Origin of the sequence: Oerskovia merdavium, assembly GCF_014836755.1 — a bacterium.
Classification (GTDB): Bacteria; Actinomycetota; Actinomycetes; order Actinomycetales; family Cellulomonadaceae; genus Oerskovia; species Oerskovia merdavium.
The window spans coordinates 105,291-119,731 of the sequence record NZ_JACSQF010000009.1 but is presented as its reverse complement, the minus strand read 5'-3'; the positions used below and the strand labels follow the sequence as shown (position 1 = coordinate 119,731).

General features: G+C 74.6%; 10 protein-coding genes. 7 read left to right on the top strand and 3 right to left on the bottom strand.

Annotated elements, in window-relative coordinates:
- Window positions 1–409: 409 nt before the first annotated feature.
- Window positions 410–1,426: a DUF2249 domain-containing protein gene (locus H9641_RS20705; protein ID WP_191803421.1), complete on the bottom strand. Its 1,017-nt coding sequence runs from the start codon at window positions 1,424–1,426 to the stop codon at window positions 410–412.
- A gap of 65 nt (window positions 1,427–1,491) precedes the next feature.
- On the opposite strand from H9641_RS20705, the gene H9641_RS10290 reads away from it, so the two are divergent.
- From H9641_RS10290 to H9641_RS10260, 7 genes are all read left to right on the top strand, one after another.
- Window positions 1,492–2,481, top strand: a complete 990-nt coding sequence (locus tag H9641_RS10290) for a helix-turn-helix transcriptional regulator (RefSeq protein ID WP_191803420.1) — start codon at window positions 1,492–1,494, stop codon at window positions 2,479–2,481.
- Window positions 2,481–3,608, top strand: a complete 1,128-nt coding sequence (locus tag H9641_RS10285) for a hypothetical protein (RefSeq protein WP_191803419.1) — start codon at window positions 2,481–2,483, stop codon at window positions 3,606–3,608. The genes H9641_RS10290 and H9641_RS10285 overlap by 1 nt, the downstream gene beginning before the upstream one ends.
- Window positions 3,605–6,403, top strand: coding sequence for a multicopper oxidase domain-containing protein (locus tag H9641_RS10280; protein ID WP_318244511.1), 2,799 nt, complete (start codon window positions 3,605–3,607; stop codon window positions 6,401–6,403). The genes H9641_RS10285 and H9641_RS10280 overlap by 4 nt, the downstream gene beginning before the upstream one ends.
- A gap of 97 nt (window positions 6,404–6,500) precedes the next feature.
- Complete coding sequence (locus tag H9641_RS10275; protein WP_191803418.1) at window positions 6,501–7,019, top strand: hypothetical protein; 519 nt, start codon at window positions 6,501–6,503, stop codon at window positions 7,017–7,019.
- Window positions 7,020–7,096: 77 nt separating this feature from the next.
- A complete protein-coding gene (locus tag H9641_RS10270; RefSeq protein ID WP_191803417.1) occupies window positions 7,097–8,170 on the top strand; it encodes a 5'-nucleotidase in 1,074 nt (357 codons plus the stop codon).
- 9 nt (window positions 8,171–8,179) lie between these two features.
- On the top strand, window positions 8,180–9,037 hold the full coding sequence (locus H9641_RS20125; RefSeq protein WP_318244510.1) for a DUF1353 domain-containing protein: 858 nt from the start codon (window positions 8,180–8,182) through the stop codon (window positions 9,035–9,037).
- 62 nt (window positions 9,038–9,099) lie between these two features.
- Complete coding sequence (locus H9641_RS10260; protein ID WP_191803416.1) at window positions 9,100–11,202, top strand: glycerophosphoryl diester phosphodiesterase membrane domain-containing protein; 2,103 nt, start codon at window positions 9,100–9,102, stop codon at window positions 11,200–11,202.
- A gap of 21 nt (window positions 11,203–11,223) precedes the next feature.
- On the opposite strand, the gene H9641_RS10255 is transcribed toward H9641_RS10260, so the two are convergent.
- Together H9641_RS10255 and aceB are read right to left on the bottom strand one after the other, a co-directional pair.
- Window positions 11,224–12,237, bottom strand: coding sequence for a hypothetical protein (locus H9641_RS10255; RefSeq protein ID WP_191803415.1), 1,014 nt, complete (start codon window positions 12,235–12,237; stop codon window positions 11,224–11,226).
- Between the two features lie 354 nt (window positions 12,238–12,591).
- Entirely contained in the window at window positions 12,592–14,373 is a 1,782-nt protein-coding gene (gene aceB / locus H9641_RS10250) for a malate synthase A (protein ID WP_191803414.1), read from the bottom strand.
- Between the last annotated feature and the right edge of the window lie 68 nt (window positions 14,374–14,441).

Here is a 14,441-nt window from a genome sequence, read left to right as displayed (position 1 = left end):
CGCGGAAGGGGGCCTCGATCGCGACATCGTCGGGAGGCTCGCGAAATGGTCCCATGTGAGCGCGAACCGGAGAGAATCCGTCCGGGTGAAATTGTCGGACTTCGGCTCACTGTGCGCGCCTTCCCAGCGCGCCCGCCCTGGCGCCGACCCATCACGGGGCGTCACCGGGATTGCTCGCACGACACTGCTGCCGAGCACGAGGTTGCGGCTGTTCTGGGCGCCCTGGTGACCGCAACCTCGTGCTCGGCTGAGCTGGTCATTGGTAGATCGCAGGTTGCGAAGTGGGGTGGCGAGAGATCGCGGCAGTCGTGGCGGTCAGGCAGCGCCGCCTGGAGCGCACCGCGACCCGCCAAGTTGTCAGAAGCACACCGGGGCATACCCCGGTGTGCTTCTGACAACCAGGCAGAGGTCAGCGCGTGAAAGCCAGCGCCCAGGTCTCGGGGCCGCGCTCGAGGTAGTCGACCGCGAACGTGCCCGGCCACCGGGCGTCGACCTGCGCCAGGAGCGGCAGCGGGTCGTGCGGGGCGAGGAGCACCATGCCCGCGCCGGGCGCGACGCCGTCGAGCGCCCCGAAGATCGTTGCGTGCCGGATCGCATGCGGCACCGCGCGGGCGTCGAGCACCGGGAGGTTGCCGGCGTCGTCGTGCCCGCCGCAGCCGCACGAGTGGCCTGCGCCGGCGGGCGTTGCGCCCTGGACGGGCGCGCCGGCGGCCGAGCCCCCGGCCGCCGGCACCGCGTCCCCGGCCCCCGCCTCGGCAGCCGGGCCTGCGACGGCCGCACCTGCGACGGCCGTACCTGCGACGGCCGTACCCGCCGCTGGAGACGCCCCCTCCGGGGCGCCGCCACCGCAGCCGCCCCCTGCGCCACCACCGCACCCGCATCCACCGGCGCCACCAGGCTCGGCACCCGCCGAAGCCTCGGCCTCCCCGCCTTCCCCGTGGGAGTGCCCGCCGAGCAGCTCGTGCATCCCGTCGAGGACGCCCGCGAGCGAGACGTCGGAGGACAGGGCGAGCAGCGGCAGGATCTGCTCGTTCTCCTTGGTCATGTGGGTCTCGAACAGCACCTGGAGCGCGCGGGCGTGGGCTGCGGCGCGGACGGGGTTCGTCGCGCCGTCGAGGGCGTCGACCAGCGCACCGATCACCCCGTGCTCGGCGATCATCGCGTCGACCAGGAGCCGGGCGTGTTCGTCGCGGTGCGCGTGGGGGTACATCGCGGCTTCCTCGGCCTGCGCGTGGGGCAGGAGGTCGGTCCGTGTCCAGTCGACGAGCCGTCGGTGGGCGACGGCTGTCGGCGCGCCCGACTCGACGGCCTGGACCAGCGCCTCGACCAGCAGCCCGAGGGTCCCGTTCATCTCGGTGTGATGGGCGACGACGGCCTCGACGGCGCGTGAGTCTGCGGCCGACGTGGCCAGGACGATGCTGCTCATGACGTGAGACCTCCGAGTGCGGGGAGTGGTTCTCCAACGCGCCAAACATTAGTACACTTTATTCCGTGGAAAATACGCAGGCTGTCGGACGGGCAGAGCACGCAGCGCCCCCGCGCCCCGGGTTCGGCCCGCCGCTCGTGCGGCGCGCGGTCCGCCCCGCCCGGCTCTCGAAGGCCCGGCTCGCGGTCCTCGACGTCCTCGCGTCCCAGCCCGAGCCCTGCTCGGTCAGCTCGGTCGCGACCGCGCTCGACCAGCACACCAACACCGTGCGCGAGCACCTCGAGGGACTGGTCGAGGCCGGGCTCGCGACCAGCGAGAGCGCCCCGGCACACGGGCGCGGACGCCCGGCCCGGCTCTACGCCGCGGTCACCGAGTCGCCGACGACCGCGGGAGCCGCCGAGTACGCAGGCCTGGCCTCGGCGCTCGCGGCCCAGATCGCCCGGTCGAGCGCCGACCCGGTGGGCGACGCGCTCGCCGCAGGTCGCGCCTGGGGCGCGGAGCTCGTCGGAGACGTCGAGGTCCCCTCGGGCACGGTTCCCGACGGCGTCGCGCATCCGGCGAACGTCGGCGGCACCAGGAGCGACGAGGGTGCGCCGGGCGCGTGCCGTGGGCCCAGCGGGGGATCCGACGACGTCGGGCACCCGGGCAGCGCGGGCGACGGTTCGAGGGTGCAGGAGAAGAAGACACCCGGCAGGGGCGATGACGGCGTCGCGAGCGCCGCGCGCCACGAGGTCGTCGACCTGCTGGACCGCCTGGGGTTCGCCCCTCGGGCCGACGACGACGCGGCCTCGGTCGCGCTGACCCGCTGCCCCCTGCTCGAGGCCGCGTACCGCAACCCCGAGGTCGTGTGCGCGGTGCACCTCGGCCTGGCGCAAGGGGCGCTCGAGCGGCTGGGGGCTCCTCGCGAGGGGACGTCGCTGCTGCCCTTCGCCGAGCCGGGCGCGTGCCGCCTGCACCTGCGCCCCGCGGACGGACCCCCGGAAGGAGCCCCGGACCGGCCCACGCCGGAGGCCGAGGCCACCAGCACACCCGGCCACGCCGACGGCCGCCGCTGATGCGCCGCGTCGTCTTCGTGCTGCCCGCGGGCCTCGCGCTCCTCGCCGGGCTCGACGCGGCGCTCCTGCTGCTCGGCCTGCCGGCCCCGCTCACGACCGAGCGCCTGCCCCAGATCCACGGCGTGCTGCTCGTCCTGGGATTCGTCGGCACCGTGATCGCGCTCGAACGTGCCGTCGCGCTGCGCACCCGGTGGGGCTTCGCCGCCCCGGCGCTGCTGGGCGCGGGCGCGCTGGCCCTGCTCAGCCCGGCCCCGCTCGTGGTGGGCCAGGTGCTCCTCGTCGCGGGCTGCGGCGCGCTGTGCCTGGTCTACGTCCCGCTGTGGCGGCGCCAGCGCGACGACGCGGTCCTGGTCCAGCTCATCGGCGCACTGCTCGCGACGGGCGGCGCGCTCCTGTGGCTCGGCGGCGTGGGCGTCGCCGACGTGCTGCCGTGGCTCGCGTGCTTCGTGGTGGCCACGATCGCGGGTGAGCGGCTCGAGCTGGCCCGGATCGCGTTCCTCGGTCGCGGCGCGGCGCTGATCCTCTGGGTCTGCTGGGCGCTCGCGGTCGGGTGCGTGGCGACCCTGCTGTGGCCCGCGGTCGGCTACGTCCTGCTGGGCGCGGCCGTCCTGGTGCTGTGCGGCTGGCTCGCGGTGCACGACGTCGCCCGGCGCACCATCCGGTCGACCGGCCTGGCGCGGTACATGGCGGCGTGCCTGCTCGCGGCGTACGTCTGGCTCGCGGTCGCGGGGACGATCTGGCTCCTCGCGGGTCGGCAGGCCACGGGGCCCGGGTACGACGCCGTGATCCACGCGATCTTCCTCGGCTTCACGATCTCGATGATCATGGCCCACGCGCCCGTGATCCTGCCCGCGGTGCTGCGCGTGCGGCTGCCGTACACGCCACTGATGTACGGCCCGGCGGTCCTCCTGCACCTGGGGCTGCTGGTCCGTCTGGGCCTGGGCGACGCCCGGGACCTGCCCGTGGCCCACCAGGTCGGCGGCATCCTCAACGTCGCCGCGCTGCTCGCGTTCGTGGTGCTCATGCTCGGGGTCGGGATCCGCGCGCGCCTCGCGCCGGCGCCCGGGACGCGGCCGCGCGACGCCGTCGGGCCCATGCCTTCCCTGCTCGAGGAGACCGTTCCGTGAAGCTCGACCTGTCCGCCCAGCCCGCTCCGCTCAAGCCCCTGACCGACCGCTCCGCCTGGCACCTGCGCGCGAACGCCCCCGTGGTCGGCTGGCTCGTGGCGACCGTGGTCGTCGCGGTGGGCCACCGGTGGATCCCCGCGTCGCCCTGGCTGCTCGTGCACCTGCTGCTGCTCGGCGCGGTGACCAACGCGATCTGCGTGTGGAGCCAGCACTTCACCGACGCGCTGCTCAGCCGACGGGTCACGACCGCCTCGCGGCGCTGGCAGGTCGCGCGCCTGGTGCTGCTCAACGTCGCGGTCGCCGCGACGGTCGCGGGGATGGTCACCGCGACGTGGGTCGTGACGCTCGTCGGGGCTGTGGGGGTGGGCGTCGCGGTCGCGGCCCATGGCACCGCCCTGTGGCTCCAGTCGCGCCGCGCGCTCACGGCCCGCTTCGCGATCTGCGTCGGGTTCTACGTCGCGGCGGCCTGGCTCCTGCCGTTCGGTGCGGGGCTCGGTGCGACCCTCGCACACGGCCTGGACGAGGGGTGGCACACGCGGGTCGTACTCGCGCACGCGGGCTTCAACCTGCTGGGCTTCGTGGGTCTCACGGTCATGGGCACGCTCGTGACGCTGTGGCCGACCATGCTGCGGACCAAGATGGCCGACGACGCGCCCCGCGCCGCGCGCACGACCCTCGCCCTCATGCTGGTCGGCCTCGCCGGCGGGGTCGTCGCGGTTCTGGCGGCCTCGCCGCCCGTCGCGGCCGTGGGGTTGGCGACGTACCTCGCGGGCGTCCTGGTGTCGGTGCGGCCCATGGTCACCGCGGCCCGACGGCGTCCGCCCGCGACCTTCGCGACCTGGTCCGCGGCGTGCGCGCTGGCCTGGCTCCTGGTGTCGCTCGCGACCCTGGTCGGCGTCTTGGCACTGAGCGCGACGTGGGAGACGGCCGCCGCGCGCGTCGGGATCGTGACCGTGCCGCTCGCCGCGGGCTTCGCGGCCCAGATCCTGCTGGGCGCGCTGACCTACCTGGTGCCCGTGGTGCTGGGCGGCGGCCCCGCGGCCGTGCGCTCGACCACGGCGGCTCTCGAGCGCGGGGCCGTGCTGCGGGTCGTGCTGTTCGACGGCGCGCTCGTGCTCTTCGTCCTGCCCGCGCCGAGCCTGGTGCACGTGCTCGCGTCGCTCGTCGCGCTGGGCGCCCTCGTGGCCTTCCTCCCGCTGCTCGTCGGGGCCCTGCGCGCCCACCGCCGGGCCCGGCGCACGCCGTTCGTGGCGCCGACCGCCGACGACGTCGCGGCGGCCCACGCGCTGGGGCAGGACCTGCGCGCGCGGACCGGAGTCCGCCAGGGGCCGCCCGTGGAGGCCGTGACCGGACCGCGGCGCAAGGGTCTGGCCGTGGCTGCCCTGAGCGTGCTGCTGCTGGTCGCCGCGGGCGGCGTGGCTCTCGACCCGGCCGCGCTCGGCACCGGGACGGGCGCCGCACCCGTCGAGGCCGGTGCGTCGGGAACCGTCGTGCCCACGGGGCGCACGACGACCGTCGAGGTCGAGGCCCGCGACATGCGGTTCTTCCCCGCCACGATCGAGGTGCCCGCCGGGGACACCCTGGTGCTCGTGGTGACCAACACCGACACCACGGTCCACGACCTCGTGCTCGACACGGGCGCGACGAGCGGGCGGCTCGCCCCCGGGGCGACCGAGACGTTCGAGGTCGGGGTCGTGGGGCGCGCGGTCGACGGGTGGTGCAGCATCGTCGGTCACCGGCAGATGGGCATGGTGCTCTCGATCGAGCCGACGGGCGGCGCGGCTGACGGGACGAGCCTGGCTGGCGGCGACGCCGGGAGCGGCGCGGACTCCGGCTCGGCCGGGCACGACGGGATGGCGGGCATGGACCACGGTGCGAGCGACTCGGACGACGGGTCCGGCGCCGCGAGCGCCGCGACCGACCTGGACTTCATGGCGACGCCGGGCGACGACTTCACGGCGCACCCGGCCGAGCTCGCGCCCGCGAGCGCCGAGACCGTGCACCGCGTGCGGCTGCCCGTCTCCGAGCTCGTGACCGAGGTCGCGCCCGGGGTGACGCAGAAGCTCTGGACGTTCGGCGGCATCGCGCCGGGGCCGACGCTGCGCGGCAAGGTCGGGGACCGTTTCGAGATCACGCTGGTCAACGACGGCACGATCGGGCACTCGATCGACTTCCACGCCGGGGCGCTCGCCCCCGACGGTCCCATGCGGACGATCGCCCCGGGCGAGGAACTGACCTACACGTTCACGGCGACGATGTCCGGGGTGTGGATGTACCACTGCTCGACCATGCCCATGTCCGCGCACATCGCGAACGGCATGTTCGGCGCGGTCGTGATCGACCCGCCGGACCTGCCCGCGGTCGACCGGGAGTACCTGCTCGTCCAGTCCGAGTACTACCTCGGGCCGCAGGGCGGCGAGGTCGACATGGACCGGCTCGCGACGGGTGACCCCGACGTCGTGGCCTTCAACGGCTACGCCAACCAGTACGACGCGGAGCCCCTCCCGGCGCGCGTGGGCGAGCGCGTGCGCGTGTGGGTCCTCGCGGCGGGGCCCAACCGGGGGACGGCCTTCCACGTCGTGGGCGGCCAGTTCGACACCGTCTTCAGCGAGGGCGCCTACCGGCTGCGTCCCGGCAACGCCGAGGCGGGCGGGTCACAGGTGCTGGGGCTCGCGGTCGCCCAGGGCGGCTTCGTCGAGCTCGCGTTCCCCGAGGCGGGCCGGTACCCGTTCGTGAGCCACGCCATGATCGACGCCGAGCGCGGCGCGCACGGGTTCTTCTCGGTCACGGGGTAGTCGGTCCGGGTGGGCGGTCGGGACGTAGGGTGTCATCGGTCCGTACCCGATCGTCCGCCGGAGGCAGCATGCACGTCGACACCCCGAGCCTGCTCGCATGAGCGGCGTGCGGGTCGGGCGCTGCGAGCAGTGCGGAGCCGACGTCCAGTGGCTGCCGTGCTACGACGGTCGTCGTCGGGCCTTCGCGCTCGACGAGGTCCGCAGCGTGCACGCGGGCGACGAGGTGCGCTGGTTCCTGACGTCGAACCGGGGGGCCGTGCCCGGGACGCAGCTCGCGTACTCGCCGACCATGCCGTTCCGGGTGCGGCACGTGTGCCAGCGCCAGCCGCAGGGATACGGCGAGGAGACGCTCGACAAGGCCGCGGTCCTGCGCTCGGCCCCGCAGGTGCGCGAGTTCCAGGTGCGCCCGCCCTACCGGTTCGGCTACCGCTGGGAGTCCGAGTGGGGGCACATCGTGCACCCCGACCGGGGGCTGTGCGGGGCCAAGGTCATCGGCGAGATGACCCCGCGCGAGGCCGAGCGCCTCCCGACCATGCCGATGTGCAAGGAGTGCGTGAAGCGGTACTCGCGCCGCCACCCGCACGACCAGGTGCGCCGCCCGCCCGAGCCCTCCTGAGACCGCCGTCCCGACCGTCGTCACCGAGCCGGCGACCGCACCTGCGCTGCCGGCCCCCCCGTCCTGAAGGAGTCCCCGTGCCGCCCTACGACCTCGACCACCGGCTCGTCGTCGGTGTCTCCTCGAGCGCGTTGTTCGACCTCTCGACGTCCCAACGGGTCTTCGACGAGCAGGGGATCGACGCCTACCGCGCCTACCAGGACAAGTACCGGGACCGCATGCTCCGGCCCGGTGTCGCGTTCGAGTTCGTCCAGCGGCTCCTGAGCCTCAACGACCTGTCGCCCGCGGCGGGAGACCCGTTGGTCGAGGTCTTCATCCTGTCCAAGAACGACCCCTCGACGGGCCTGCGCGTCATGAGCTCGGTCGCGGCCTACGGGCTGCCCATCAGCCGGGCGATCTTCACGCAGGGCGTCGCGCCCTACGCGTACATCCCGGCGCTCAACATCTCGCTGTTCCTCTCGGGGGACGCGGGCGACGTGCGCGCGGCGACCACGCTGGGACACCCGGCCGGGCAGGTCCTGGGGAGCGCCGCCGTCGGGCACGTCGCCCCGCCCGGCCCGACGGCGACGCGCACGTCCGGCGCTCGCGTCGCCCCGGGAGACGCTCCGGTCGCGGTGGAGACGGCGGTCGAGGCCGCCGCTGAGGCCGGGGAGCTGCGCGTGGCGTTCGACTTCGACGGCGTGCTCGCCGACGACAGCGCCGAGCGCATCTTCCAGTCGGGCGGGCTCGAGCAGTTCCACCAGTACGAGAGCGCGCGCAAGATCACCGAGCACCACGCCGGACCGATCCTCCCGTTCCTGCGCGCGCTGAGCACCATCCAGCGGCGCGAGGAGGAGCGGGTCGCCGAGGACCCGGGCTACCGGCCCCGCGTGCGCGTCTCGATCGTCACGGCCCGCAGCGCGCCCTCGCACGAGCGGGCCGTCAACACCCTGCGCTCGTGGGGCGTCACGGTCAACGACGCGTTCTTCCTGGGGGGAGCGGACAAGGGGCGCGTGCTGCGCGTCCTGCGCCCGCACATCTTCTTCGACGACCAGCGCGGGCACCTCGACCCCGTGGCGCGCGAGGTCGCGAGCGTCCTGGTGCCGTACGGCGTGACGAACGAGGTGGCGCCACCCGCGCCCGACGCCCCGGCGCTCGTCCCCGCTGGCTGAGGGAGCACCGTGCCCTTCCTCGCCCCGCTCGCGGGCGACCCCGACCGATGGACGACGGCCACGACGGTCGACCTGCGCCAGCTTCCCGTGACGGGCCGCTGGAAGGTGTGGTTCGAGGTCCTGACCGAGTTCGGCCACAGCTCACGGCCCGCCGACGAGCAGACGGCGGACGGGCCGGTCTGGCGTCGCGCGAGCGTCGAGCAGACCGTGCCGCAGGGACTCGTGACCGACCTCGCGTCGGTGCCCGTGCCGTTGTGGGGAGTGATCGCGAGCTACGGCCGCCAGACGCTCCCGGCGATCCTGCACGACGCGGCCTCGCGGGAGCTCGCCGCGTCCGCCGCCCCCGCGAGCGCGCGACGGGCTGCGCGCCGCGACGCCGACCACCTCTTCCGCGAGACGCTGCGCCAGTCGGGGACGGGACCCGTCCGTCGGCTGCTCATGTGGGCCGCGGTCCGGCTCTTCGGCCATGTCCCGCTCGCGGTCGTGTTCCTGCTGGCCGTCGTCGCGGGGATCGCCGCGCTCTGCCTGGGAGCCGCAGGGGCCGGGGCGCCATGGGTCACCGGCGCCTGGATCGTCGCAGGAGGCGCCGCCGCCGCGCTGCTCGTCCTGGCCGTCCTGCTCGGGGTCGAGAGCCGCCCCGCCGCGGGCGGGAGCCGTCCACGGTGGGTGCCCGCCGCCGTCGGGAGCCTGCTCGGCGCGGCCGGGACCGGGTTCGTCGCGCTGCCGCTGCTGCTCCCGCTGATCGTGCTCACGACCGTCGCCGAGCTCGTCGTGGGCGCGGGCGAGGAGGGCAGCGGCGTCCGGGCGCAGGGCGCCTCGGGCGACGGGCCCCCGGCTACGCGCATCACGTACGCGTCACCCGGGTGAAGTCGCCCGCGGGGGCCGACCGCGGTACGAACGGCTCACCCGCGCGACCGTAGGCTTCGCTCGTGCCACCAGCTGCCCGCCCGACTGCCACCCGTCCCACCCCGGCCCGCGCCGGCGCGCCGCGCCCGGGCGCCGACGACCGGCCCGACGCCGACGGAACGCGGCGCCCACGCCGCGACCGACCGCAGCGCCCCGCGCTGCTCGGTCCCGCCGCCCGCACGGTCCGCGCGCACCTGCCGACCTACCTGCGGGCGGTGCTGCTCCTGCAGGGCACCGCGGTGCTCGTCGCGGTCCCGCTCATGGTGTGGCTGTTCGACCTGGCGCTCGCGGCCGCGGGCGCCGGCGCTCTCACGCACCTCAACGTGCTGCGCGTCCTGTCGAGCCCGGTCGCGGTGATCCTCCTGCTGGTCGTGGCGCTCGTCGCGTCGGTCGTGGTCCTGTTCCAGCAGGGCGCGTTCCTCGCGATCGGCGCGCGGCTGCGCGCGGGGGAGCCGGTCTCGGTGCGGGCCGTCGGCGCGGACCTCGCACGCACGAGCCGCAAGCTCCTCGGCCCGCAGCTCCTGCTGTTCGTGGGGTACTTCTTCGTGCTCGTGCCCGTGGGCAACTTCGGCACCGCGGCGTTCCTGGTGCGCGGCATCGCGATCCCGGAGTTCGTCGTCGGGGAGCTCCTGAAGTTCGACGGCGGCGTCTACGTCTACGTCGCGTTCCTCGCGGGGGTCCTCTACCTCAACCTGCGGCTGGTCCTGACGCTCGCGTTCCTGCTGACGTCCGACGCCTCGGTGTCGGGCTCCATGGCCGCGAGCTGGCGTGCGACGCGCGGGCTCTGGCCGCGTCTCCTGGGCACGTTCGCGGTGGTCGCGCTCGGTGTGGTCGTGGTCGCGGCGGGCATCGTGACGCTCGCGCTGGTCCCGACGCGCGTCGCCGACCTGGCGGCGCCGGGCGCCGCGCCGGTCGTCGCGGGTGTGACGCTCACGCTCGTGCAGGTGGTCGGGTTCGTGCTCGTGGGCTTCGTCGCGGCGTTGCTCGCGCAGGTCGTGGTCGCGGTCGCGGGGGAGCGGCGGGAGTCGCTGCCCGACGGCGCGGCACCCGACGGGAGCGCCTCGTCGCCCGGGCAGGTGGCAGGCTCCGCGGAGCTGCCGGTGTCCGGGGACGCGGATCTGCGGGACGGCGAGGAAGGCCCGATCGAGGAGGCCGCGGTCGGTTCGGCGATCGGGGTCGTGACTGCGGCGGTGGGCTCGTCGCGCACGGCGGGCTCGTCGGGTCGCGTGTCGCCCGTCCTCGGCAGCGGCTGGGCGAGCCGACCGCGCGGCGTGCGTGCCGCCGTCGGGCTGGCTGCCGTGCTGGTGCTCGTCGCGGTCACCGCGGCCAACACGCACGCCATGACGACTCTCGCGCGTGAGGAGCCCGGTGCGGTGATCGCACACCGCGGCGACCCGGGCGGGGGGGTCGAGAACTCGATCGCGTCGCTCGAGTCCGCCGCGGCGCTCGGTGCGGACTACGTCGAGCTCGACGTGCTCCAGGCCGCGGACGGCGGGCTCGTCGTCTTCCACGACCTGACCCTGCGACGCCTCGCGGGATCCGACCGGGCCGTGCACACCATGACGCTCGACGAGCTCACCTCGACCACCATCCGCCAGGGCGGGTTCGAGGCGACCATCCCGTCGCTCGAGGAGTTCGTCGAGCGCGCCCAGGAGCTCGACGTGCCGCTCCTGGTCGAGCTCAAGGCGCACGGCCACGAGACGCCGACGTTCGTCGCGGACGTCGTCGCGCTCCTGCGGGCGCACGGCGTCGCGGACCAGTACCTGGTCCAGTCGATCTACCCGGAGCAGGCCGACGAGGTGCACGCGCTCGGCCCGGAGATCGCGGTCGGCTACGTCGTCCCGTTCCTGCGCGGGCAGCTCGGGGTCCTGCCCGTCGACTTCGTCGCGATCGAGCAGTCGTCCGACTCCTCGCGCGTGCGGGCCGAGGCGCGCGCGGCCGGGATCGACGTCTACGTGTGGACCGTCAACGACCCGGCCGCGATGCGGTCCCAGTTCCGCGGCGGCGTCGACGGCATCATCACGAGCAGCCCCCGCCGTGCCGTCGCCGAGCGCACCGCGGTGCGCGACGACCTGGCGTTGTCGGCACGGCTCGAGGACAAGCTGCGCGACGCGCTCGCGTGGTGAGGCGTCGTCGAGGAGCGTGTCTCAGGACTCGGTGATCGCCACGTCGGTGGACAGGTGGACCGGCATGTAGTCGTCGACCGCGAGGACCCACAGGCCGTCCGCCCCCGCAGGGACCTCGAGGCAGACGTTGCCCCGGGCCGAGTCGTCCGTGCCGATCAGGCCCGTGCCGACGAGGGAGTCGGGGACGTCGCCGCAGCCCTCCTCGTACTCGGTGCCGTCCCGGTCCACGAACCAGAGGTCGATCGACCCGTGGGCGGTCACGGTGCTCGACGGCCCGACGTACATCGCGTCGACCGGGACGATCCAGTACTCCATGCCCTCGGCCGGTGCCACGTTGACGTCGTTGTGCGCGAGGATCTCGGCGGTCGCCTCGTGCGGGATCTCGAGCAGGACCGACCACTCGTCGGTGTACACCTCGCCCTCGAGCGCCCACGGGTCGTCGAAGGTCCCGCCGTCCTCGCCCGCGAGCGGGTCCTCCTCGTGGTACTCGTCCCACGACTCCTCGTCAGGAGCGGGCCCCGCGGACCACGGCTCGGCCGCGGCGTCGGCGAAGAGCTCGTTGCCTGCGACCACTGCCAGGGTCGCCGCGGTCGCGCCGACACCACCGATGACCAGGCCCGCGACGCCCGCGAGGACCCCGACCAGGACGCGCGAGGGGCCGCGCGGCCTGGCTCCGGGCGCTGGAGCACCCGCCGCCGAGCCCTGACCCAGGGCGTGGGGGCGCAGGGGACCGTACGGGTTGGGTGTGCCCGGTGCGGCGGGGGGTGGCGATACCTGACCGGGGTGGGGGATTCTGCCGACCGGAGGGATGCCGGGGGTGACGCCCGGCGTGATGGGCAGGATGTTCGCCGGAGGCTGGGCGGTGCTGCTCTGCGGGCCGGTGTCAGGACCGGTGCCGGTGCCGGTGCCCGGGGCGGGGGCCGGCACCGGCGGCGGCGGGAGCGGCTCGTGCGGTGCCTGCGGCACAGTGCCGACGGGCATGCCCGGCGTCGACCCGGGGGTCGGTGACGAGGGCGGGGCGAACAGATCACTCACGGGTGCTCCACGGTGCGACGGGACCGGCTGGTCCGGGAAGGGTGTCGCTCGGCAGCTCGCGCGCCGCGCGCCCGGATCATCCCACCTGGGAGCGGCTGCGCGCCAGGGGTATCCGTGCAGGCCAGGGCGTCGGACCGGGCCGGAACGGGTCGGGTCGGGTCGGACCGGGCCATGCGCTGCGGCCGCTGCTGCCGCGGCCGAGCACGGGGTTCCGTGCACACGAGAACGAGGTTGTGGTCGCTATCCCCTCGATAACGACCACAACCTCGTTCTCGGCACCAGCACCGGCACCGGCACCAGCACCAGCACCAGCACCGGCACCGGCACCCCGAGCGCCGGTCCCCGCTCAGGTGGTCAGCCCTCGCGCGGCCCGTCCACGTCCGACCCGACCAGGAACTGCGAGTACGCACCGATGGTCAGGAACGTCGGGAAGTCCTCGGCGAGCGCGACGGCGCGGAACACGTGCGCGGCCTCGTCGACCCGGTCGCCCTCCCCGCGGGGCAGGTCGTCGACGACCTCGGCGAGCAGCGCCTCGACGCGGGCCCGGGTGATGGGCACCCCGTTCTCGGTGCGGGTCCCGGACGCGATCCACTGCCAGACCTGCGAGCGGGAGATCTCGGCCGTCGCGGCGTCCTCCATGAGGTGGTCGATCGCCGCGGCGCCCACGCCGCGCAGCCAGGACTCGATGTACCGCACGCCCACCGAGACGTTGGACCGCAGGCCGGCTGCGGTGACCGTGGCGCCCGCACGGCGCACCGACCCGATGTCGAGCAGCTCGTGCTGCCCCACGCTCACGTCGTCGCGAAGGCGCGAGACCTGGTTCGGCCGGTCGCCCAGCACGGCGTCGAACTCGGCCCGCGCCGCGGGGATGAGGTCGGGGTGCGCGACCCAGGTGCCGTCGAACCCGTCGCCGGCCTCGCGCCGCTTGTCGGCGCTGACCTGCTCGAACGCCTTCTCGGTCACGTCGGGTCGGCGGCGGTCGGGGATGAACGCGCTCATGCCGCCGATCGCGTGCGCCCCGCGCTTGTGGCACGTCGCGACGAGGAGCTCGGTGTAGGCCCGCATGAACGGGGCGGTCATCGGCACCTGCGAGCGGTCGGGCAGGACGTACTGGTCGCCGCGCGTGCGGAACGACTTGATGACCGAGAACAGGTAGTCCCAGCGGCCCGCGTTGAGCCCTGCGCAGTGGTCGCGCAGCTCGTGGAGGATCTCCTCCATCTCGAACGCGGCGGGCAGGGTCTCGACGAGCACGGTCGCGCGGATCGTGCCCTGCTCGATCCCCAGGTACTCCTGCGCGAACACGAACACGTCGTTCCAGACGCGTGCCTCGCGGTAGCCCTCGAGCTTGGGCAGGTAGAAGTACGGTCCGCGGCCGCGCTCGACGAGCTCGCGCGCGTTGTGGAAGAAGTACAGCCCGAAGTCCACGAGCGACGCCGAGGCCGAGACCGCCACGCCCGCGCGGTCGACGTAGCGCAGGTGCTTCTCGATCAGGTGCCAGCCGCGGGGCCGGAACACGATGGTCGGCAGGTCGGTCAGCTCGGTCGAGCGCAGCGCGTACTGCTTGCCCTCAGGGGACGTGAACGCGAGCGTGCCGCGGATCGCGTCGTGCAGCGCGAGCTGGCCCTCGATGACGTTGCGCCACGTGGGCGAGGACGCGTCCTCCTGGTCGGCGAGCCACACCTTGGCGCTCGAGTTGAGGGCGTTGATCGCCATCTTGGGGTCGGTCGGGCCGGTGATCTCGACGCGGCGGTCCTCGAGGCCGGGAGCTCCGTGCGAGCCGGCGACGCGCCACGACGGGTCGTCGCGCACAGGCCGGGTCGCGGCGCGGAAGTCGGGGTCGATCCCGTCGGCGACGTCCTGGCGGCGCTGCTGGCGGTCCATGAGCAGCCCGTGACGGGCGGCCAGGAAGCGGTCGTGCAGCGCGGTGAGGAAGTCGAGGGCTTCGGGGGTCAGGATCTCGCGGTAGCGCGAGCCCAGGTGTCCGGTGACGTCCAGGGTGCCCGACGGCGTCGCGCGCCGCGCGTCGTCGTCGCGCCCGTGGTGGTGGCCGGGGTGCTGACCGGCCGAGGTGGGCCGGTCGGACGAGGTGCGTGACGTCGTCGGGCCGGAGGAGTGGGTCGTGAGGGTGCTGGTCATGGCGGGCTCCGATGGTCTGTGCCGCGAGGTGGAGGGGAGTGGTGGGGGGGGGGGGGGGGGGGGGGGGG